Consider the following 21269-nt stretch of genomic DNA (forward strand, 5'->3'; position numbering starts at 1 on the left):
CCAATGATCTCAAAGCGGCCGATGTTTTTATATATGTGTATGGCGACAGGTGTGTATCGATTGTTTCCCGGAGTGTAGGGGGTGGGTCGCTAACGCCTCGTGAATAACGCCCTTAGAAATAGAATGGTGAAAATCGCCGCCGACATCCTTAAACACCATCCTCAAAAAATCGAGACGTCACTTTTTTCTGGCAGCGTCGTGCGGGACCAAAGTTCAATGGTTCTTAAAGTTTATTTTAAAACTGGATGCGATGAAGAAAAATTTCGCGAAGACTTTGTGCGAGCGGCAAACGCAGCAGGATTAGAAGGCAAAACCAGCTACAAAAAACCATCCACTGATTACACTTATGCTTTTCATAGGTGGCCCATGTTTGTCAATGTCGTCACTAAATCAACTAGCCCGGTAGATCACCGCTGCCGCATCGAAATACATTCAGAAGACTTGCCTATCCCTTTCGAGTTTACACCGGAGTTTCGCGACCACCTCGAAACACAACTCCCGGAATTATCCCCCTACACCAACCCCAGTAAACCTGATCAAGCCAGCGACGAATCTGACTAACACGACGTGTGTACTCACCGCGCAAGACACCTGTCAAACCGCCACCAATCGTGCACCGACACCTCGGTGTCGGTGTCACACACGCAGCGCATCAATAACGATTCAACTCCGGCCTCATCAATGCCGATACCGATAGCCACCAGCTCGCTTTGGTGTGCCCCGTCGGTGCGTGGCGACCGCTCTTCTTCCAGCCCAAACCATCCCCCCACTGCCTGTACGACGTACCGCTGATGATAGTCCCGTCCAGGCACCCTGATGATGCCCTTGACCCGGTATAACCCGGCCGGCATGGATTCCAACAAGTCGATGAGACGCCCCGGGTGTATCGGCCGATCTTGTGACAGCGACACGGACGTAAATCGGTGATGATCATGCTGGTGTTCGGTCCTGTCAGCGTCAGCAATGGCCGCCCACTGCTCAGCGACCACATCCACCAAGCTCAATTGTCCGACCGGCTCAGGCCGCACAGCCGCGTCAAAGATCACCGTAGGGTCGACCCGCCCGTACGTCGTACGGACCATCGGCGTGGCCGGAGCCATCTCACGCACCGACACCTCGACCAGCTTCAATAACCCCTCGTCAGCAACCCGGTCAGCCCTGTTAACCACAATCAACGACGCCACCCGCAAATGATCCGCAGCCACCGGGAGTCCCTCCCCCGAATCCAGCGCGGATGTCGCAGCGACAGCGTCGACAACTTCCACGACTCCCCCAAAACGCACCGCCCGTACTTCGCTGGCCACGACAAGACGCGCCAAGGCCCGCGGCTCCGCCAACCCGCTGGCTTCCACCACGATCACGTCCAAATCCACAGCAGGGTCGGCGAGCGCGGTGAGGGCGTTGTCGAGTTCGGTGGGGTCGGCGAGGCAGCAGAGGCATCCTTCGCCGATTTGGGCGGCGGTGCCGACGTGTCCGCGGACGAGGAAGGCGTCGATGTTGATGGCGCCGAAGTCGTTGATGATGACGCCTATGCGGCCGGAGCTGCGGCGGAGGAGGTGGTTGAGCAGGGTGGTTTTGCCGCTGCCGAGTCCCCCAGAGAGGACGATCACCGGGATGCGTTGTCGTGCGGTCACCGGTGGGGTCCTCCTGAGGTGGTGGTGAGTGGTGACGGTCAGGGGCGGACGATGGCTCCGGCGGGGTCTTGGCCTGGTCCGCACATGGCATACAAACTAGCGGGGGTGCCCAAATCGCGTCGGGCGACGGGGTGGGTGACGTGCCAGGCGAGGAGTTCGCCGATGTCGCGGGCGTCGAAGGTGGTCACGGTGGTGTCGATGCGGATGCCGCCGTGAGGTGGTCGGGGGGCACGGCAGCAGCCAGGTGGGACGCGTCGGGTGATGTGGGTGGCGTCGGGATGGGTGGCGTAGATGAGGATGGTGTTGGGGTGGTGGGGGTCGAGGCGGACTTCGTCGATGTCGGTCCAGGCGATGCTTTGGCGGAGACCGCCGAGGTGTTGGGTGATGCCGTGGGGGCCGAGTTCGATGCGTCCGGTGCCCCAGGCGCCGCTGAGTTGTAGGGCGAGGGCTGCGGCGGCGGTGAGGGCGATGAGCGCGAGGAGTCCGCGGAGGGACCAGGGGAGGTTTTGTCCTGCTTCGGTGAGGGCGACGACGCCGATGGCGGTCACGGAGAGGCATAGGTGGCGGCGGGTGGTGGCGCGTCGGGAGGGGAGGACAGTCACCCACCGTAGGGGTCCGCCGCCGGGGACTTCGGTCAGGTGGGGGCTGGAGGCGTGGCGGGTGCGGGTTCCTTCGGTGGCGGCGAGGACGGCGCAGGGTGCTGCGGCTGCGGCGATGCCCCAGCCGAGGAGGGACCAGGTGGGGGTGTTTTCTCCGGCGTACCAGGCGAGGAGGAGTCCGGTGGTGACGGTGGCGATCCAGGTGGTGACCCGGCGGGGGTTGTTGCGGCGGTGGGGGCCGGGTTTGAGTCGGGGTGGGATGGCGGCCCGTGGGGTGGGGTCGGTGGTGTCGGGGCGTGCGCTGGTGCTGGTCATTAGCTGTCCTTCGGCGTCGATGGGGCGCTGGTATGGCGCCTCTTGGCCGGCTGAGCCGCCCTGGCGGGCGTTCCCCGACGCCGACCTTGGACCCTGTCCAGGGTAGCGGTGTAACTGGACGGTCGTTCAAGAGACTGACAATGAGTGCGTGATGGATCTTCTTGCCGCGCAGCCGGTGCTGACGGTCATGTGTGTCGTTGCCCTGGGGGCGTTGCTGGGTCAGGTGCCGTTGGGGCCGTTGCGATTGGGCCCAGCGGGGGCGCTATTTGTGGGGTTGTGTCTGGGGGCGTTGGATCCGCGGGTTGCTGCCGGGTTGGGTTCGTTGAAGACGTTGGGGGTGTTGTTGTTTTGCTACACGGTGGGGTTGACCGCTGGGGGGACTTTTCGCAGTGATCTGCGGCGGCAGTGGACGTTGATGGTGGCTGCGGTCGTCGGGTTGGGAGCGGTCGCGGTGGCTGCATCGACGGTGGGGTGGTGGTGTGGGTTGTCGTCGGCGCATGTGGCTGGGTTGTTTGCGGGGGTGTTGACGTCACCGGCGATTGATGCGGCGATCAGTGCGACGCAGGGGTCGCCGGACACACTCGTGGGTTATGCCTTGTCTTATCCGGTGGGCGTATTCATCGGGTTGGTGGTGGTCGCGGTGGTGATTGACCGGCCGTGGCCGGGACGGCGGGACACGAAGTCGTTGGCGCAGGCAGGTTTGACAGCGGTGACGACGCGGGTGGAGCGGACGTTGCATGTCAGTGACATTCCGGGGTGGACTGATCAGATTGTGAAGTTGTCGTATCTGGAACGTGACGAGGCGATGCGAGTCATTAGCGCTGACGATGAGTTGCGTCCGGATGACCGGGTGTTGGTGGTAGGTAACCCGGAGGATGTGGACCGTGCGGTTGAGGCCATCGGTCGTCCCAGCACTAGCGGGGCGTTGACTCATCACCGCCGTGACGTGGATTTCCGGCGGTTTTTGGTGACAAACCCTGACCTGGTGGGGCGCACTCTTGGGGAGCTGAACGTGGAGGGTCGCCTCCGGGGGATTGTCACTCGGGTACGCCGTCGTGATTTGGACATGCTGGCCCGAGACGATGTGGTGTTGCAGCCGGGCGATCGAGTATTGGCGGTCGTACCGACCTCGTCGATGGAAGATGCCAGCGATTTTTTTGGGGATTCGGATCGGCGGGCATCGCAGTTGGATGCGTTGTCGTTGGGGTTGGGGATTGCGGTGGGCATGATCGTGGGTGCGCTCTCGGTGCCGCTGCCTAGTGGTCAAGCATTGTCGTTGGGGGCGGCGTGCGGCACGTTGGTGGTGGCGATGGTGTTGGGGGCGGTGCATCGGACTGGACCATTGCGGTGGGATCTACCGCATGCGGTAAATGCGACGGTGCGTCAGGTGGGGCTGATGATTTTCCTGTCGACAGTGGGATTGGCCTCTGGGCCAGCGATGGCCTCGCAGGCGTTCTCTCGGACGGGTGTGGTCGTGGTGGCGGTCTCTGGGGTGTCCTTGCTGGTGGGTGCGGTGGTGATGGTCACGATGGCTCGGGTGATAGGACTGTCCGCGCCCCGCTCTGCCGGAGGGTGGTCAGGTTTTGTAGGACAGCCAGCGATCTTGGCGTTCGCGGCGTCGCGTCGTAATGACGAACGGATCGAATCGGCGTACGGGGCGCTGTTTGCTCTTGGCACGATTGTGAAAATCGTGGTGGTGCCGTTCTTGGCACGGTGAAGAGTGCGCTTCGAACACTGGAGTAGGTGCTTTGATGAAACCGGATCTTACGCTGCCTGAATTTGAACGGGCTACGCTGGAACAGTTGAAAAAAGAATCATTGATTACTGATTCATGGGTGAAGCTATCTGAGCTCGGCGGTGGGCTGCTCGTTGGCTTCAGCATCAATCCTGCTTCAGCCGGGGATCTTGGTGAACCCGGTCGCAAATATGGCATCTGGATTGAGTGGGATGAGACGGACCCTCTGGCCACGATGTACAGCGTCGTCGTAGTGGACGCTGTGGGGTGGGCGATTGACCTTGTTTCTTGGCTTGACGAAGAACTGAGAACGGGACTGACGGAGCCGAACAACTGGATCGAACGTGAGGGGTTCATTGAACTTCATCGGCCTGCCTGGGGTGAATCACTGTTACCGGAAGATCTCCGATGAGGTGTGATTCTCATGCCTCATTCCATTGACACTCACTTCTGCATTTACTGCCGGTGGCCTTACGCATTCGACAGCGCGATGCTTTAAGTCAGCCAAGTTCAGAATCGGCGTACGGCGCCTTGTTTGCTCTTGGCACGATTGTGAAAATCGTGGTGGTGCCGTTCTTGGCACGGTGAAGACGGCGTGCACTGATGATCAAGCCGATCGCACGTCCGTGCGTCACGTTGCCCCGGACCCCATACTCCGACTAGGTCTGGTGTCCATGACGGATACGCAACGTCGGTGGCGGCGCTATGTCGCTGTCGGTGACTCGTTCACCGAGGGTCTGTGGGACCCCGACCCCCGACGGGCCGACGAATACCTCGGTTGGGCTGACCGGCTCGCTGACATGTTGGCCCGACGCAACGCCGAAGAGGGTCTCGACTTCGGCTATGCCAACCTGGCGGTGCGCGGCATGCTCGCCGCGGACATCACTGGCCCACAACTCGACCATGCGCTGTCGCTCACGCCCGACCTGGTGAGTATCTGCGCAGGTGGCAACGACTACCTGCGTTCCCGAGTCCAATCCGACGCGATCACCGACCAGTTGGAAGAAGCTGTCGCCCGGATCAGGGAAACGGGAGCAGATGTGCTCCTCGTCACCGCCCCCGACGTGTCGTGGATGTCGCTGGTGCATCTCATGCATGGCCGACTCGCCGAGTTCACCGCCAACACCTGGAGCATCGCCCAACGCCACGACTGCCATGTCGTCGACATTTGGTCTCTGCGAGCGTTGCGTGACCCGCGGATGTACGCCGAAGACCGCATCCATTTCTCCACCGAGGGCCACCAACGGGTCGCTGCTCAGGCCGCTTGGACGTTGGGCTTGAAGCCTCCAGTTGACGGGTGGACCGACCCGTTGCCTGCCGCACCGCCGCTGCCGCTACTCGCGACCGTGCAGGCCAACCGCGCCTGGGCAGTCGATCATCTCGCACCGTGGGTACGACGACGGTTCAACGGCACCAGCTCTGGTGACGGACGCTCCGCAAAGCATCCACAGATCATCCCCCTCGCGCCAGCCACCATTGACGTCAATCACGCTCTCACCCCAGCTGAGCTCCGCCCTGAGGCTGGCACTCATCCCTGATCAGCACTGAATTTTCCTACTCACCAGCACGACCCAGCAGCTGAGGCTAAGATCTCGCGTCGACAACACCAGGGACGCCGGGGGCACGATGGTCAGCTACAGCGATGTCATGGACTCCCACCCCGGGTCCTTCGACGAAGCGGGGAAGGCCTTGAAGGTCATCGCCGAGAACGCCGAACGTTTCGCCGACCACATCAGGCAGCGCGGAGTCACCAAAGTGACAGCCGACTGGGAAGACAGAGTCGGCGAAGCAGCTGCCAAGCAGCTCAAAGACGTCGCCGAACGAGCCGATGACATCGCTGTCTTGGCGCGCAGCGCAAGCACTTCACTCTGCACCCTCGCTGACGCCCTGACAAAGTCACGCCGAGCGATCGAGCATTACCTCGTTTTTGCACACGGTAAAGACCTCACTGTCACTGCTGAGGGAAAAGTCGTTGTCCGCGACAAGCCCTTCACCACCATGATCCCTTCCTTGGAGATCGAGGAGCGGAACCGTCATCGCGACGAGGTACAGCGCCTCATCGATGACATGGTCCAGGCAGCTACCCAAGCCGACGAAATCTGCACACGCGCACTGAAAAAACTCAGTGTCAACCCGGACAGCATTTCCAAAGAGGAAGCCTTAAATCTCAACAAGAGCACCACGCTGGACGCCCTGGAATCCCTGCGCAATCAGCTGCCTGACGGTCTCACCCCTGAACAGCAGCGAGTGTGGTGGCAAAGCCTCACCCCCAAACAGCAACATGACCTTGAACTCGCCGTACCCCTGGAGCTAGCGGCGCTCCCTGGGGTCCCCGACGACGTCAAGAACCGGATGCGTCGCTTGGAACAAGGGTACGACGCGCTGGGAACGTTGAAATGGGCACAAGACCACGCCTATGACCACACCGGCGACCTGAGAAGCGACGAGGAAAAGCTGGACAACTGCACCAACTTTGCTTCCACTGCACTGCACGATGGTGGCGGTTTGCCCTATTCACCCGGAAAGTTCGGCCTGTCGACCGTACTCGACGACAGCGCATGGACACGTAATCACGCCGGTGAACAGCACTGGGACGGATCAGGGCGATACGGCCACTCATACGCATGGTCAGCAGCCCAGAACCACAAGGATTTTTTCTTGTCGAACGGCGGGAAGCTGCTCAGCCCAGGTGAGGTCCGCCCGGGTGACCTCGCCTACTACGAGAACCTCGCTCCTCCGGAAAAACCCGAAGAGCGCCCCGTCCATCACACTGCCATTGTCAGTGGGGTCCTCCCGGACGGCACCGTGCTATACACCCAGCATTCTGACCAGGGCCGGAATTACAACATGCAAGCGCGGGTACGACCCATGGAAAACGACCTCGGCACCCAAAAAATTCACTTTGCTCGCCCTAAGAAAACTTGGTGACATGACTGATCCACGCCTCCTCGATCCCGCTGTCCCGCCGATCACAAAGTTTTTTGTGAGACTGCGCCATCCCCCCAAACGAACCATGCCTCAACACACCCAACTGGTAGTGGCTGCATGGAGCGCTGTGACCGTGATGCTCATCTTCGCGACCATCATTCCATTGTGGATTTATTCAAGCACCCCGCCGCCGCCACCTGTCACCAAGTTCTCCGAGAAGTGTCTCTTTCCGAATCGCCCCAGCAATCTTGACCAGATTCGCTATGTGATGGCTGGCGTGGGAACACTGTCCTTCAGTAATGCGATGACATTTACCATTTATGGTTTCTACAAGAAAATTCCATGGATGCCTCTCATTGCGATCGCTCTGTGGGCAGCTCACTCGTACCTCTTCCTCCAAATCACCGGATATTACACCGGCGGAAACGGCATCTTCCCCGGACAGCCCTGCCTACCCCGCACTTGATGAGGACCTCCATGACATCACCACCCGCAGCATCATCAGAGCCATCCCCACATCCCGAACAGATGCCTCCAACCGGCCTGCACGAGTATGCCTATCAGTGGAAATCGGCGCCAGAGGGTTACCGCACGCCTGACCTCATCTGGTCCATCATCACTGTGCTGGCTGTGGTGATCACCACATGCCTGTCGTACTACCATCAGGAAGTGGCCTTCCAGCGGTTTCCGTTCACCGGCGCTAACTGCGTTACCGGGTCATATTCACCGAAAATCGACACCACGCGCAGCATTTTCTACTATGCACTCTTGGCGTGCTGGGTCAACATCATCGCCTTAATGATCTACCAGTTATTCACACATCGAAGACTGGTGAAGATCACTCTGTGGATCATCACGCCCATCCTCTTCTTCGGGCTGGGGCTCCACTTCTTCTATATTAGTGCCTTCGATGGAGCTAGCTACGGCCACTGCAACGTCGGTTTCTAACTACCCCTTGACATTAACTACCCCTTGACATCTCGCCACAATCTAAATCAATGACGGGATGGTCCTCGATGACTCCTGGATACATCTCCATGAATACGCACGGGGTATCGCAAGCTGGCAATAATATGAAAGATCATGCCAGTGAAGCTCGGTCGCGTATTAAGACTGTTTACGCCCGATGCTCCCCTGCGTCAGATAAAAATAAAAACTTTACTAGTGCACCGGCTCTTGTTGATTTCATGAGTCACATCACCGAAGGAATGGACCACAATTTTAAAGACCTAGAAAAGTTGGGGGCCTCTCTTCTCGCGTCAGCACATGACACGCAGGAAAAAGAGGAAAAAGCAGCAGAAGCTATGCGCCGAATCGACGCTACGTTACAGACGGCAACCACTGAACCGATGCCACGCGACGATATCAACCGACCGCGACTCAACATGTCCTGAATCGTCGATGCACCGTGGGCTCTCTGTGGACCGGCCAGCACCACCGGTCCACAGAGAGAAACTGGTCAGCCCGCCTCGGTAGTGCGGGCTGACCAGCTGGCCTATCGCCTGTCGGTCGGCTTTGCCACATTTTCCTCTGGCTTGACCTCACGCACGACCTTGCCCTGAGAGTCGACCTGGTTGATGATCTCACCCGGGTTGAACAACATGGAGGACTTACTCTCCGTAGCCCGATGATTGTCACACATCGGCTCGCGCTTGCTCTCGAAGACCGCAGTGACCGTGGCGGTCAGCTGCTGATATCCCTTATCGAGCCGGTAGCTCTCACCCGGCTGCGCCTTCACAGACCTCGTCGCCTCCTTGTCACTCAGCACTGCCAACGCCCAGGCATCTCCGAAGGCTGCCTTCACCTTGTCGTTGTTCTCAACTGCCTTCGCATCCACTTTCCACCCGACAACACTCGCTTTAGCGAACTTAGCGTCATTTTTGATGGTCAGCATTATTTCCTGCTGACTGTTATTTGTTTGAGCAGGCCCCACTTTATCCACAACAAAGCTTGTTTTTTTGTCTTTCACGGCAAATTCCTTGAAAGACACCTTGAACTTATGCCCAGACTGGATACGGTCTGCGCAATGCTCCGTTGAAAGCTGGTGAAACAAATTCAACCGCTGATCCCACTTTGGCTTTGTGGCGTTACGCACTTTATTGCACAGATGGTTACCTTTGCAACGCAAGCGCGCATTGAATGACGCGCCACGTTCATTCTTGGCTTCTTCTTGAAACTGGGAGTCGAACTCGAGAGCCAACTCCGCAAAGTGTCGCGACACCCCTTTCTGTTCGATGAGCCGAGCAATGTGCTTTTCCTCAAGTTTTCCGGGTAGAGCAGCATGGGCTTGAACCGGTGCCAGTGCGGTCGCGACAAAGCCAGCCACAGCCACCAATGCAATCTTCTTGAACACGCCACCAGAGGTCACGTTTTCTCCTCATCTTCTGATTAGGCAAGGCCATGTTGAATAACATAAACTATAAGTCCTCCACCTCGGAAAACCCTGAGCCTGCACTGGAGTAATCCAGGTATTAATCACCGCGGAACAGTCTCCCTGCCCACAATCAGGAACATTTTGATTTATACCATTCGGACATACAAACTCTCCGTGAATCGGCGACGTCAACCGATTCACGGAGAGAATAGTGATGCCAGCCAACCCCGCAGCCAGCCAAGCTATGTCGTCTCAGCTCGTATCAGCGGGCTCCAGCTCCTAGTCAGGCAGGCTTGTCCGACGGCTTTGGTGCCTCAACAGGCTTGTCAGAGGGCTTGTCGCTGGGCTTGGGAGACTCGCCCGGCTTGGGCTTGATCGGGTTTTCGCCACCATCGATTGGCTTCGCCTGGCGGATGACATTTCCAGCAGAGTCAACCTGGTTCACGATGTCAGCCACGTTGTAAGCCATCTTGACTGAAGTACCGTGTGCCTTCAGGCCGTTGCACATCGGCTCTTTCTCGGCATTGAACAAGGCCGTCACATCAGCAGTCAGCTCGTGATACCCCTTGTCAAGACGGAAGCTCTCACCCGGTGCCGCCTTCACAGTCCGCCAGTTCTCAACGGTGCTGGACACACTGTTGGAGAAGCTGTGATTGAAAGCAGCCTTGACAGTGGCAGCATCGATCGTCGCACTTGCTTCAACGCCCCACCCAATAGTGTTTGTCTTCGTAAAGGTGTCAGCGTTTTTCAACATGAGCTGCATCTCTTTTTGGGTGTTGTTAGTCTGCGTCACACCCTTCTTCTCGATGAAGATGCTGTTCTTTTTGTTGGACAAGGAGTACTCTTTGAAGGTGACCTTGTTTTTGTGCTTGGTCTTGATCCGGTCTGCGCAGAACTGCGTTGCGGCTTGGTGGAACTTCTTGTGCGCGTCCACGACGAAGCCGTTCATCCGGTTCCGGGTGTGTGAGCACAGGTAGTCGAGGTCACAACGGGAGTTCGTCCGGAACAGGGAGGACGGCTGCGTCTTCTTGGCTTCTTCGATGTATTCGCGATCGAAGGCTAGCGCCAGTCCGGCGTAATGCTTGGATCCGTACTGGTCAATGAGTCGCCGGATGTGCTTCTGCTCAAGCTGTGTCAGGTTGTGTGCGTTGGCCTGCATCGGGGTCAACGTCATCCCGACGACACCCACCGCTGCTACAGCTGCAACCCTCTTGAAGATCTTACCCATGCGCATGTTTTTCTCCTGTCTGTTCAGACAAAACCCAGGGTAAAGCCGTCACAACGTAAAGATCTTGACTGCACGTACCCTGAACACAAGCTGGACTGATTAATCATTATTTTGCCGCGCGTTCTTGATTCATTAAATGTTCACGTGAACTGATAATAAAAGCCACTAGAGCCTCCTTGAAAGAGGATTCTTAGACCACTTATGGCGTTCAATAAAAATTGGTATTCGATGTTGCGTGCACATCATAAACTCGGGAAAAGTCAGTGCTACATTGACTTTTTCTATGTGAGATGATTTGCCAGTTATATCTCACCGCCTACGCGCATCCTACGCCGTTTAAAATTTTCATATCGCGCATATCAGCATCACGGAATACCTGCTGATTTCCATCGGTTGCAACAGCGTCCCTTCCGTCTGATCCATGAGCCCAGCCTGACCAAGATCCCCTGTCCGACAAGGATTCTCGATGGCCGCCCAGGCTGTCTTTGGCGCAGGTCAGCGTAGGTATGATCATTCAAATTACCGCATATATCCGACCAGAACTTGTCCCAATTAATCCCCTAGATTGCACTTTGTTACGTGACACAAATGCCGACTTCAGCGCATCCTTCAAGACCACAAATTCATGGCGCGCCCCGGCGCTCCAGGTCTTGACTTCACACCAGAGGCATGCCCCGCGAATGCCCGGCAGGCATGAATCGATGTAGCCCTGATGCCAGGGCCGATCCGCAGCATGCAGACCCGAGGCATCAGCGCGACCTACCGATGACTCCTGAAGTTCACCATTCAGCAAAACCCATGACCTCTGCACCCACCCCCATAGAGTGACCTCATTCCTCAAAATAGCTACAACCTTGCCCACCTGATATCCCCAAGAAAGGATTCAGGTTTACCCAGCACAATATTCCTTAAATCCCAGGATATTCACCGAGGACACGCAGAAATTTCCCAGCATCAATAATGGGGTTCGTCATCGTGAGATCCATTGATCAGTCAATGACCACTGTGCTGGCGTCGGCACCAGGGAAACCCTTAGCACCTCAGGCCACAGAGCATGAGCTGCTTCCGACCGTGAGCTACTTCCGATCTGGGCAGGTCGTGTCCACGGGCCATCACCGACCCGCACCCGCGTCGTACCTGATCTCGACACCGGGCAGGTACCACCGCCCCCAACGTGCGACTTTGGTCCTTCGTGCCCTACTGCCGAAGCCGATTAGAGTTGCCCTTGCTGGTTCTTCCATATCCGGACAGACGCGAAGGCATCCGTGCGGGGAGGAAGTCGTAAGAGGGAACCCGGTGAGAATCCGGGACTGCTCGCAGCGGTCAGTGGGAACGGAAGCCGTCATGACGCACTGGGATGACCACCTGGGAAGCGACGGCCGGTAGGAACTCCGACGCGGTGAGGACCGCGGGGGCCTGGGCGATATCAACCGTCCCAGGGTCCTGAGGTCGTCGACGCGGCGGACACGCCCGCAAGTCCGAAGACCTGCCAGTGTGCCGAGCACCCGCTCGGTGTGCCCGCGTTAACCACCTCGTGGGGAGGAGCGGATGTCGATGCCGACGGCGAGCCACCGTCGTCCCGACTCCCGCGACATCCCCGAGGCGCGATTCGGGAAGGTCAGCTACATGTCCGTATCCACACCAGCGGTCGGCACATCCTTTCGAGAACCGCGCCGGCACCGCTACGACGCCGCATAACCGATCACCGTGACCTTGACCTCGTATTTCACCGGAGTGCCGCAACACCACCGGCGCTGCAGGATTGTCGTGTCCCCACCAGGCCGGTCGGCCGACTGGACTCGGCGATTCCCGATGTCAACGAGGCCACCTAGGACACGGAGGGAACGCCCGGTCGACCACGACACATCGTGTCGCCCGGCGTCGTACCCACTCTCGACTCCGACGACGCAGCCGACGCCCCACCTGCTTCCCACCGTGACGGGACACTCCCCGCACCCACCGGAAGCGACCATGACACCGGGCGCCGTATCCCCTCTCTCGCCAACCGTGCTGCTGCGTGCCGGTCGGCGATCCGTCTCGGGTCGGGCCGATCACGGCCAGACCCGTCTGTCTGGCGCGGAGGCCACCGTATGACAACAAAAGACGACCCACATCTGCCACTCGCGGACGGTTTCGACGACCTGACGCACGCCCAGTGGCAAAAACTGGTCGCCAAAGTACTCAACCGGGGAAGACCGGAGGATCGTCAATTCGACGGGCCCACCGCCGAAGCCCGGCTGCACACCACCACCGTCGAAGGCATCGGCATCGACTGCCTCTACGAACAAGGTGAGCAGGCTCGCCCGATCGGGCATCCCGGCGTCATGCCGTTCACCCGAGGCAGCGGCTACCGGCCAGCGAACGTGCCCTGGGGCATTCGGGCCCTGCACGACGACCCCGACCCAACCCGCACGCAGAAGGCGATCCTCACCGACCTTGAGCGCGGCGCGACCTCAATCTGGTTGGAGATCGGCGATCACGCCGTACGTCCTGAAGATGTCGCCAAGGTCACCGATGGGATGCTGCTTGACCTTGCCCCGATCTGTGTGTCCAGCCGCACCGACCAAGCCGCTGCAGCATCAGCGGTACTGGACCTGTGGCGACAGCGTGGACTCACCACCAAGCAGGCCAGAGGCAACCTGGGTCTAGACCCGTTGGGCGCAGCAGCCCGCACCGGCTCCGCACCGGACGCCACCGCCATGCTGTCGACCACCAAAACCTGCCTCGCGGACTACCCGCAGGTCCGGGCGATCGCCATCGATATGCGGCCCTACCATGACGCAGGCGCCGGCGACGTCGACGAGATCGCTTGTGCCGTCGCCACCGGAATCGACTACCTGCGGCGCCTCGAAGAGGCAGGCATCGACGCCACTCAGGCGTTCACGCAGATCGAATTCCGCGTTAACGCCACCACCGACCAGTTCCTCACCATCGCCAAGATGCGTGCGCTGCGTCGGCTGTGGGCCCGGGTCGGCGAAGAATGCGACGTTCCCGAAAAAGACCGCGGCGCACGCCTGCACGCCGTCACCTCCTGGCGGATGCTCAGCCGGGACGACCCGTACGTCAACATGCTGCGCACCACCATCGCCTGTTTCGGCGCAGCGGTCGGCGCCGCCGAAGCCATCACGGTGCTGCCCTTTGACACTGTCATCGGGCTGCCTGACGAGTTCAGCCGCCGTATCGCCCGGAACACCCAGGTGCTCCTCGCTGAGGAATCCAACGTGGGTCGGGTCCTCGACCCCTCCGGTGGCAGCTGGTACGTCGAAACTCTCACCGATGAACTCGCCGCAGCGGCCTGGACTGCGTTGCAGGAGATCGAAGGTGCCGGTGGGATGACGAGCGCGCTGGCGGACGGATTGGTCGCTGCTCGCATCGACGCCGCTAACAGCGAACGCGCCAAGCGTTTGGCGAAGCGGACCCTCCCGCTGACCGGCGTGAGCATGTTCCCCCAGGTCGACGAGAAACGACTTGAGCGCATCCCCCGCCAGAGGGTGGACATCCCCGCTGGTGGTCTGGTGCCGCACCGCGACGCCGAAGTGTTCGAAGCGATGCGTGACCGGGCTCTGGCCCACGCGCAGACGACAGGATCAGCCCCGGAGGTCTTCCTGGCCTGCCTGGGCGCTCGTCGTGACTTCGGTGCCCGCGAAACCTTCACCAGCGCGCTGCTCGCAGTTGCCGGTCTGGCCACACCGCGCAGCGAGGGTGGCACCGCTGAGGAGATCGGCGCTGCCGCAAAGAAACACGGAGCTCGCGTCGCCGTCTTGTGTTCCTCCACTGGCAAGTACGCCGAGGAGGGCGCCGACGTCGCTGCCGCGCTACGTCAGGCAGGTGTGGAACGTCTCTTCATCGCTGGCAAGGCCAGCGAACTCGGTGAGAACTCCGGCTGTGTCGACGACGCCATCGGCATGGGCATGGACGTTGTTGCCACGTTGACCTCGATCCTGGATCTGCTCGGCGCGCCGACCGCAGAGACCACGGCCACGGCTGACAAGGCCACGAAGAACCAAGGAGCACGGCGATGAGCCGCATCCCCCGCTTCGACCGAGTTGACCTCGGCACCGGAGCACCCCCCGTTGACTCCGCCTCGAAGTGGGAGTCACTCGTCTCGTCCAATGCGTCGTACAGCGCAGGGTGGCAGACCCCAGAGCAGATTCTGGTGCCGCCGCTGTACACCGAAAACGACCTGGAAGGCTTGGACTTCCTGCGGACCGTCCCGGGCGCACCGCCGTTCATGCGCGGCCCGTACGCGACGATGTACGCAAACCAGCCCTGGACGATCCGTCAGTACGCCGGGTTCTCCACCGCTGAGGAATCCAACGCGTTCTACCGTCGTAACCTCGCCGCTGGTCAGAAAGGTCTATCGGTCGCTTTCGACCTGGCCACCCACCGTGGCTACGACTCGGACCACCCGCGAGTCGAAGGTGACGTCGGCATGGCCGGTGTGGCCATCGACTCGATCTATGACATGCGCACCTTGTTCCATGGCATCCCGCTGGACAAGATGAGTGTGTCGATGACCATGAACGGCGCGGTGCTGCCGGTATTGGCTCTTTACGTCATCGCTGCTGAAGAGCAGGGCGTCACGCCTGCGCAGTTGTCTGGGACCATCCAGAACGACATCCTCAAAGAGTTCATGGTCCGCAACACCTACATTTACCCGCCGGCACCGTCAATGCGGATCATCTCGGACATCTTCGCGTACACCAGCGCGAACATGCCGCGATTCAACTCGATCTCCATCTCCGGCTACCACATGCAGGAAGCGGGCGCGACCGCTGACCTGGAGCTCGCCTACACCCTCGCTGACGGTGTCGAATACATTCGCGCAGGCCGCAGCGTCGGCCTGGATGTTGACGCCTTCGCGCCGCGGTTGTCGTTCTTCTGGGCGATCGGCATGAACTTCTTCATGGAGGTCGCGAAGATGCGTGCCGCCCGCCTGCTGTGGGCGCGGTTGGTGCGTGACTTCGACCCGAAGAACCCCAAGTCGATGTCACTGCGCACCCACAGCCAGACCTCTGGATGGTCTTTGACCGCCCAGGACGTCTACAACAATGTGGTCCGTACCTGCATCGAAGCGATGGGCGCCACCCAGGGGCACACCCAGTCGTTGCACACCAACGCCCTCGACGAAGCCATCGCGTTGCCCACGGACTTCTCTGCCCGCATCGCCCGCAACACCCAGCTGTTCATCCAGCAGGAGAGCGGCACCTGCCGGGTCATCGACCCGTGGGGTGGCAGCGCGTACGTCGAAAAACTCACCGGTGACCTGGCCCGCCGGGCCTGGGCGCACATCCGTGAGGTCGAAGAAGCTGGCGGAATGGCCAAAGCCATCGAAGCAGGCATTCCGAAGCTGCGCATCGAAGAAGCCGCAGCCCGCACCCAGGCACGCATCGACGCTGGCCGCCAGCCAGTGATCGGTGTCAACAAATACCTGGTTGAAGGCGAGGAACCCATTGAGGTCCTCAAGGTTGACAACGCTTCGGTGCGCGCCAGCCAGATCGAGAAGCTGCGTCGGCTGCGTGAAGAACGCGATGAGGACGCCGCGCAGGCCGCGCTGGTGCGTCTCACCAAAGCCGCTGCCGACAACTCTGGCAACAAGGACGCCAACCTGTTGGCATTGACGATTGACGCGGCCCGTGCCAAAGCGACCGTCGGTGAAATGTCCCAGGCGTTGGAGCAGGTCTTCGGTCGGTACACCGCGCAGATCCGCACCATCAGCGGTGTTTACAGCAAGGAGTCTGGAGGCGTGGCAGCGATCGCCCGGTCCCAGGAACTCGTCGCGGCCTTCGAGAAAGCCGAAGGACGCCGTCCGCGTATCCTCGTCGCCAAGATGGGACAGGACGGCCACGACCGAGGCCAGAAAGTGATCTCCACGGCCTTCGCTGACCTCGGCTTCGACGTTGACGTGGGCCCGCTGTTCCAGACGCCTGCCGAGGTCGCCCGGCAGGCCCTGGAGGCCGACGTGCACGTCGTCGGTGTCTCCTCGTTGGCTGCAGGCCACCTCACCTTGGTGCCCGCCCTGCGTCGTGAACTCGATGCAGCTGGTCTGCAGGACATGATGATCGTCGTCGGCGGTGTCATCCCGGCACAGGACTTCGACGAGTTGCGGGCCGCTGGTGCCGACGACATCTTCCCGCCCGGGACGGTGATCACCGACGCCGCAAACGGGTTGTTGGAGAAGCTGCTGCAACGTCGCGGCGCCGAGGTGCCGGCACCGAAGAAGTCGCATGGCTGATCCGTACGACGTCACTGATGTCGCTGCGCGGATCCGGTCCGGGTCGCGGCTGGACGTGGCGAGGGCCATCACCCTCGTCGAGTCCAGCCGCCCCGACCACCGGGCCCGCGCCCGGGACCTGCTGACCGAGCTCACCCCGCATGCCGGGAAAGCTTTCCGCGTCGGCATCTCCGGAGTGCCAGGAGCCGGGAAGTCGACGTTCATCGACGCTCTCGGCATCCGGCTGATCGAGGCGGGCCATCGGGTCGCCGTCCTGGCGGTGGACCCCAGCTCGTCCCGTACCGGAGGCAGCATCCTGGGTGACCGCACCCGAATGGCTGCACTCGCGGCGAGTGACGACGCCTTCGTGCGTCCGTCACCGTCAGGTTGTCACCTCGGTGGAGTCGCTCGCGCCACCCGCGAGTCGATGATCGTGTTGGAGGCCGCCGGATACGACGTCGTTCTCGTCGAGACCGTGGGAGTGGGACAGTCCGAAGTGGCTGTCGCCGAAATGGTCGACACCTTCTTGATGTTGGCGCTGGCTCGTAGCGGTGACCAGCTTCAAGGCATCAAACGGGGCATCCTCGAACGGGTCGACGTCATCGCCGTCAACAAAGCTGACGGGGACAACGAAGGCGAAGCCCGCGTCTGTGCCCGTGAACTCCGTGGCGCAATGCGGTTGATGGCTGGGGACAGCGGCGAAGCCCCTGAGGTGCTGACCTGCAGTGCCCGCACCGGCGCTGGACTAGACGACGTGTGGACAGCGGTCACCGATCACCGGTCTCGTCTGGACGGCGCTGGGTCGTTGCTGCGTCGACGCGCCGAACAGCAACGGTCGTGGTTGCATGCCTTGACCGAAGCGGACGTGCTGGATGCGCTCTGGCACTCCCCCGCCGTAGCGGCAATCCGCGCCGACGTGGAGCGGCAGGTGATGGCCGGTGAATTGGCTGTCCCCGACGCCAGCGCCACCCTGATCGACGCCTTTGCCGCTGACCTACCCCGTCAACGGGCCGGTCAGGATTGATCTCCAGCGCCGTGCCGGGGTCTCCCCTTTCGGGTGGAGACCCCGGCACGGGGCTGTCGGTGCGGCCGGTCAGGACTCAAACTGCGGCATTTCGACGACGGCGTTGTCACCGCTCGCTGCCGTCCCACCAGTGGCTAACGCCGTCACCACACTGACCAGCTGGGCGACTTTTCCTGGGCTGTCCCAATACTCAGCGGTGTCTGCGGTCACCTTCAGCAACACCACGTCTGGGTCGTCGTACGACGTCCCAAAGTAGGCCTGGGCAAACGGGCCCCAAAACTCCTCGTTGCGGGCGACGTCCCGGACGATTTCTCCGTGACCTGCCAGAGATACCCACGCACCGTCAGAACTGTAGGAGACGTTGCAGGCCCCGTCGGTGTCGATCTGGGTGGCTAGGGCGCTGCTGGCGCGGCAAAAAAACCAGACAGTGCCATCGAAAGGCGCATCCTGACAGGCCAATGGCCGAGACACGATCGTGCCGTGATCCAGGGTGGCGATCATCGCGACCCGCTGGCCTTTGATGAGGTCGGCAACGTGGGTCATGGCCCCCGGATCGGAGCGCACAGGGGTGGTGTCATTCATGGGTCAATCCTCTCGATCAACAGCGAAAACCGTTCTCGCCGTAACCCTCTCATCTCCGATCAAACTCCACGACAGCCAAATCCAGCTGACGCCTGCGATGTCACCAAGCCCGACCAAGGCTACGAACCGCCATAGTGATCCACGCCGCCGCACCCACAAGGGCAAAAGGAAGCGTGACCACGAAGAATCGATGTCGCTGAGCTGAATCACCATTGAGTTCGCCGTGCCACACCCAGGCGCCCAAGAGGAACAATCCCGCGACCAAGATCCACAACACTGCATCGCCGCTATGCCGAATCTGCTCGCTGACATTGATGACTGGCAAGACGAGACTGACCAGAATCAGCACCACCATGACCAGCCAGGCATAGACATTCATGAAGCGACGCCGAGGACTCCGTGCTGTCTGAGGCGCTGACATGTCAGGGCATCCGGTTGAAGGTTCGCGCTGACAGATAAAGGAACACTGCAGCCCCGATCACAGAGCCGAACAGTTCGGAAGTCACCAGCCGCTGCTGTCCCCGAGGGCTACCGCCGCGAAGGGGCTGGGTCACGAGCGCTCTGAGGATGATCACGCCAGCTGCTGCCGCAAAGAACAGACCCTCACTGATGGCTGTGCTGGTGTCGTCTGCGCCGAGGGCAGGCATCGCCAGAACTCCTATCCCGCAGAACATCAACAGAACTGTGGCAGCCCACAGCAGACGTCGACGCGAACGAACGGATGCCTCTGCCACAGCCATGTCCTGACCTTTCGGTGCAGATTGCTCTCTCCCTGTTCCGCAGGTTACGCCGTACTCATCATCGGAAGGTCGTTGAGCACCAGTGGCATTGGAAGCGGATCATCCTGTCGCCCGGCTGCATTCGTGTCGATGAGGAGCCGGACGTCCGTGATGCGGCATATCCTGAGGCTGAGGGCCACCACGGGAGGGCAAGAAGCATGTACGGGAACCACCACGGCGAATTCGTCGGTCCACGACCTGAGGGACCCATGCCAGCTGGTCCTGTCCAGCCTTATCCTTCGGGGCCGCCGCAGCCTGCCCCAGCGCCGTATCACGGTCAGGCGTTACAACCGCACTATTCTGGCCCACCTCCGTCGCACTATCCTGGCCCGCACCCTTACGGTGTGCAGAACTACGGCGGTTATCCCCTCTACCGGCCGCCAGTCGTCATTGTGAATGATCGCAAGTCTGTGACGGTGGCTTTGCTGTTGGCCTTCTTCTTTGGGCCGTTGGGGATGTTCTACTCCACCGTGGTAGGCGCATTAGTGATGATGCTGGTCAATCTCGTGGTGGGGATATTGACCTTAGGATTGGGACTTTTTTTGACCTGGCCGGCAGGCCTGGTCTGGGCAGCAATAGCGGTATCTGAATACAACGACCGCCAGATGCAGGTCGCCACTTTCCGTTAGGGAGCAAGGCGCCTGTCCGGTGGGTGCCGCGGATCGTCAGGATGGGATCTGCGGTAGCGGGCGCCGGGCAGCGATGACGGCGTTGGCTTCGATTCCTACGCCAGCAACGGTGTGGATCAGGTCATAGCCGGTGGTGGCGAGCAGTTGCAGGGTGCGTTCATGAGTGAGGGTACGGCGCCCTCCTGGCCGTAGCAGGTGTTTGAGTGCGGATGTGGCGCCACGGTGGGCGTCGGTCCAGTTGCCGCGGATGAGGAGCCACCCACCAGGGCGGAGCGCGGCGTACAGATTGTGGAGGATGGCGTGCGCTTCGGGCGCGGGTTTGCCGCCAAGGACCATGAAGAGGAAAGCGATATCCGCGCCGGGACAGCCGGGGGTGTCCTGGGTGAGCAGCGCGTGGAGGTCGTCGCTTTCCAGGTCAGCTTCGTGCACAGTGATGCGGTCAGTGAGGCCGTGGCGGGTCGTATTGTCCTGCGCGACCTGGGCGGGCCGGGGCCGGTCGACGATGACAGCTCGCCAACCAGGCAAGTGCTGTACGACGCCGATGGCGTCCATGCCGTGTCCGCCGCCAGCGTCCAGGATGAGACCGGGTCTGTCAGGGTGGAGCGCAGTGACGATCCGGGCAGTTTCGGGGGCACGGGCGCGAGCGACTTCAGCGAGTCCTTCGAGGTGGGCAGGGTCGATGCCGAGGCGTCGGCGTTCCAGCCGGGCCGGGTCGTCTGGGGTGGGGGTGGCGCGGAGTGCCTCGGCGAGTCCAGCGAATCCGACGTACTTGTCCTGCTCGGAGGCGACCCAGTGGGTGAGGGGGTAGGGCGCGTGCGGAGTCAGATGCGCGGCGGCCAGCTCAGTGGGCATATAGCAGGTTGCCCCAGAGTGGAGGTGGGGGTTGAGCAGCCCTGAGCCAGTGAGCACTTCGCACAGCACGGCGCAGGCTTCGGCGCTGATACGGCAGTGCCGGGCTAGCTCGTCGATGGTGCTACCGACACCGGTGGTGCTGTCACCGGTGCAGCTCTCGCCGGTACAGCTCTCACCGGTACAGCTCTCGCCGGTACAGCTCTCACCGGTCTTGCCGAATGCGTCGAAGAGTCCGAGGCGGACCGCGGTGATGAGAGCTTGGGATTCGCGGTAAGCGTGCAGGATCCGGTCGATGGCGGGGCCATCGGGGCGGGGTCCGTCGAGAAAGCTGGTGGGCTCAGGGGTGGCGTCGTACGACGGGATCACATCGACCAGG

Annotated in this window: 22 protein-coding genes and 1 riboswitch; of the genes, 13 read left to right on the top strand and 9 right to left on the bottom strand. The window is 60.9% G+C overall.

Annotated features, from left to right (window positions below):
• The first annotated feature begins 126 nt into the window (after window positions 1-126).
• On the top strand, window positions 127-561 hold the full coding sequence (locus tag KEM60_RS14180) for a hypothetical protein (protein WP_219108367.1): 435 nt from the start codon (window positions 127-129) through the stop codon (window positions 559-561).
• Between the two features lie 14 nt (window positions 562-575).
• On the opposite strand, the gene KEM60_RS14185 is transcribed toward KEM60_RS14180, so the two are convergent.
• Window positions 576-1634 carry a GTP-binding protein gene (locus tag KEM60_RS14185; protein WP_219108369.1) on the bottom strand — a complete coding sequence of 353 codons (1059 nt, stop codon included), beginning with the start codon at window positions 1632-1634 and terminating at the stop codon, window positions 576-578.
• A 38-nt stretch (window positions 1635-1672) separates the two neighbouring features.
• A complete protein-coding gene (locus KEM60_RS14190) occupies window positions 1673-2548 on the bottom strand; it encodes a hypothetical protein (protein ID WP_219108372.1) in 876 nt (291 codons plus the stop codon).
• 151 nt (window positions 2549-2699) lie between these two features.
• Between KEM60_RS14190 and KEM60_RS14195 the strand changes: the two genes are divergently transcribed.
• From KEM60_RS14195 to KEM60_RS14225, 8 genes are all read left to right on the top strand, one after another.
• A complete protein-coding gene (locus tag KEM60_RS14195; protein ID WP_255574690.1) occupies window positions 2700-4265 on the top strand; it encodes an aspartate:alanine exchanger family transporter in 1566 nt (521 codons plus the stop codon).
• A gap of 34 nt (window positions 4266-4299) precedes the next feature.
• The gene (locus KEM60_RS14200; RefSeq protein WP_219108376.1) at window positions 4300-4695 is read left to right on the top strand and encodes a hypothetical protein; all 396 of its coding nucleotides are present in this window, start codon (window positions 4300-4302) and stop codon (window positions 4693-4695) included.
• Between the two features lie 53 nt (window positions 4696-4748).
• On the top strand, window positions 4749-4871 hold the full coding sequence (locus KEM60_RS16695) for a hypothetical protein (RefSeq protein WP_255574691.1): 123 nt from the start codon (window positions 4749-4751) through the stop codon (window positions 4869-4871).
• 86 nt (window positions 4872-4957) lie between these two features.
• Entirely contained in the window at window positions 4958-5821 is an 864-nt protein-coding gene (locus KEM60_RS14205) for an SGNH/GDSL hydrolase family protein (protein ID WP_219108378.1), read from the top strand.
• Between the two features lie 88 nt (window positions 5822-5909).
• A complete protein-coding gene (locus KEM60_RS14210; RefSeq protein WP_219108380.1) occupies window positions 5910-7211 on the top strand; it encodes an amidase domain-containing protein in 1302 nt (433 codons plus the stop codon).
• A 1-nt stretch (window position 7212) separates the two neighbouring features.
• Complete coding sequence (locus tag KEM60_RS14215) at window positions 7213-7677, top strand: hypothetical protein (RefSeq protein ID WP_219108382.1); 465 nt, start codon at window positions 7213-7215, stop codon at window positions 7675-7677.
• A gap of 11 nt (window positions 7678-7688) precedes the next feature.
• Window positions 7689-8159 carry a hypothetical protein gene (locus KEM60_RS14220; protein ID WP_219108384.1) on the top strand — a complete coding sequence of 157 codons (471 nt, stop codon included), beginning with the start codon at window positions 7689-7691 and terminating at the stop codon, window positions 8157-8159.
• Between the two features lie 50 nt (window positions 8160-8209).
• The gene (locus KEM60_RS14225) at window positions 8210-8605 is read left to right on the top strand and encodes a hypothetical protein (protein WP_219108385.1); all 396 of its coding nucleotides are present in this window, start codon (window positions 8210-8212) and stop codon (window positions 8603-8605) included.
• A 101-nt stretch (window positions 8606-8706) separates the two neighbouring features.
• Here KEM60_RS14225 and KEM60_RS14230 read toward each other — a convergent pair whose 3' ends face one another.
• The 3 genes from KEM60_RS14230 to KEM60_RS14240 all read right to left on the bottom strand — a co-directional run bounded on the left by KEM60_RS14230 (window position 8707) and on the right by KEM60_RS14240 (window position 12786).
• Window positions 8707-9579, bottom strand: coding sequence for a hypothetical protein (locus tag KEM60_RS14230; protein WP_219108386.1), 873 nt, complete (start codon window positions 9577-9579; stop codon window positions 8707-8709).
• A gap of 289 nt (window positions 9580-9868) precedes the next feature.
• A complete protein-coding gene (locus KEM60_RS14235) occupies window positions 9869-10819 on the bottom strand; it encodes a hypothetical protein (protein WP_219108388.1) in 951 nt (316 codons plus the stop codon).
• 1206 nt (window positions 10820-12025) lie between these two features.
• Window positions 12026-12322: riboswitch (cobalamin riboswitch) on the top strand.
• Window positions 12323-12495: 173 nt separating this feature from the next.
• On the bottom strand, window positions 12496-12786 hold the full coding sequence (locus tag KEM60_RS14240) for a hypothetical protein (protein ID WP_219108390.1): 291 nt from the start codon (window positions 12784-12786) through the stop codon (window positions 12496-12498).
• Window positions 12787-12903: 117 nt separating this feature from the next.
• Between KEM60_RS14240 and mutA the strand changes: the two genes are divergently transcribed.
• Genes mutA through meaB form a run of 3 tightly spaced genes read left to right on the top strand, consistent with a single transcriptional unit; the run spans window position 12904 to window position 18051 of the window.
• Complete coding sequence (gene mutA / locus KEM60_RS14245; RefSeq protein ID WP_219108392.1) at window positions 12904-14835, top strand: methylmalonyl-CoA mutase small subunit; 1932 nt, start codon at window positions 12904-12906, stop codon at window positions 14833-14835.
• Complete coding sequence (gene scpA / locus KEM60_RS14250; protein WP_219108395.1) at window positions 14832-17048, top strand: methylmalonyl-CoA mutase; 2217 nt, start codon at window positions 14832-14834, stop codon at window positions 17046-17048. Before mutA ends, scpA begins: the two co-directional genes overlap by 4 nt.
• A complete protein-coding gene (gene meaB / locus KEM60_RS14255; RefSeq protein WP_219108397.1) occupies window positions 17041-18051 on the top strand; it encodes a methylmalonyl Co-A mutase-associated GTPase MeaB in 1011 nt (336 codons plus the stop codon). Before scpA ends, meaB begins: the two co-directional genes overlap by 8 nt.
• Window positions 18052-18120: 69 nt before the next feature.
• Here the strand turns inward: meaB and KEM60_RS14260 are convergent, their stop codons facing one another.
• From KEM60_RS14260 to KEM60_RS14270, 3 genes are all read right to left on the bottom strand, one after another.
• On the bottom strand, window positions 18121-18633 hold the full coding sequence (locus KEM60_RS14260; RefSeq protein WP_219108398.1) for a pyridoxamine 5'-phosphate oxidase family protein: 513 nt from the start codon (window positions 18631-18633) through the stop codon (window positions 18121-18123).
• A gap of 100 nt (window positions 18634-18733) precedes the next feature.
• Complete coding sequence (locus KEM60_RS14265; protein WP_219108400.1) at window positions 18734-19012, bottom strand: hypothetical protein; 279 nt, start codon at window positions 19010-19012, stop codon at window positions 18734-18736.
• Window positions 19013-19055: 43 nt separating this feature from the next.
• Entirely contained in the window at window positions 19056-19373 is a 318-nt protein-coding gene (locus KEM60_RS14270) for a hypothetical protein (RefSeq protein ID WP_219108402.1), read from the bottom strand.
• Between the two features lie 383 nt (window positions 19374-19756).
• On the opposite strand from KEM60_RS14270, the gene KEM60_RS14275 reads away from it, so the two are divergent.
• Complete coding sequence (locus KEM60_RS14275; RefSeq protein WP_219108404.1) at window positions 19757-20041, top strand: hypothetical protein; 285 nt, start codon at window positions 19757-19759, stop codon at window positions 20039-20041.
• Between the two features lie 36 nt (window positions 20042-20077).
• Here the strand turns inward: KEM60_RS14275 and KEM60_RS14280 are convergent, their stop codons facing one another.
• Window positions 20078-21259: a class I SAM-dependent methyltransferase gene (locus KEM60_RS14280; protein ID WP_219108406.1), complete on the bottom strand. Its 1182-nt coding sequence runs from the start codon at window positions 21257-21259 to the stop codon at window positions 20078-20080.
• Between the last annotated feature and the right edge of the window lie 10 nt (window positions 21260-21269).

This window comes from Austwickia sp. TVS 96-490-7B (assembly GCF_019331795.1).
GTDB lineage: Bacteria > Actinomycetota > Actinomycetes > Actinomycetales > Dermatophilaceae > Austwickia.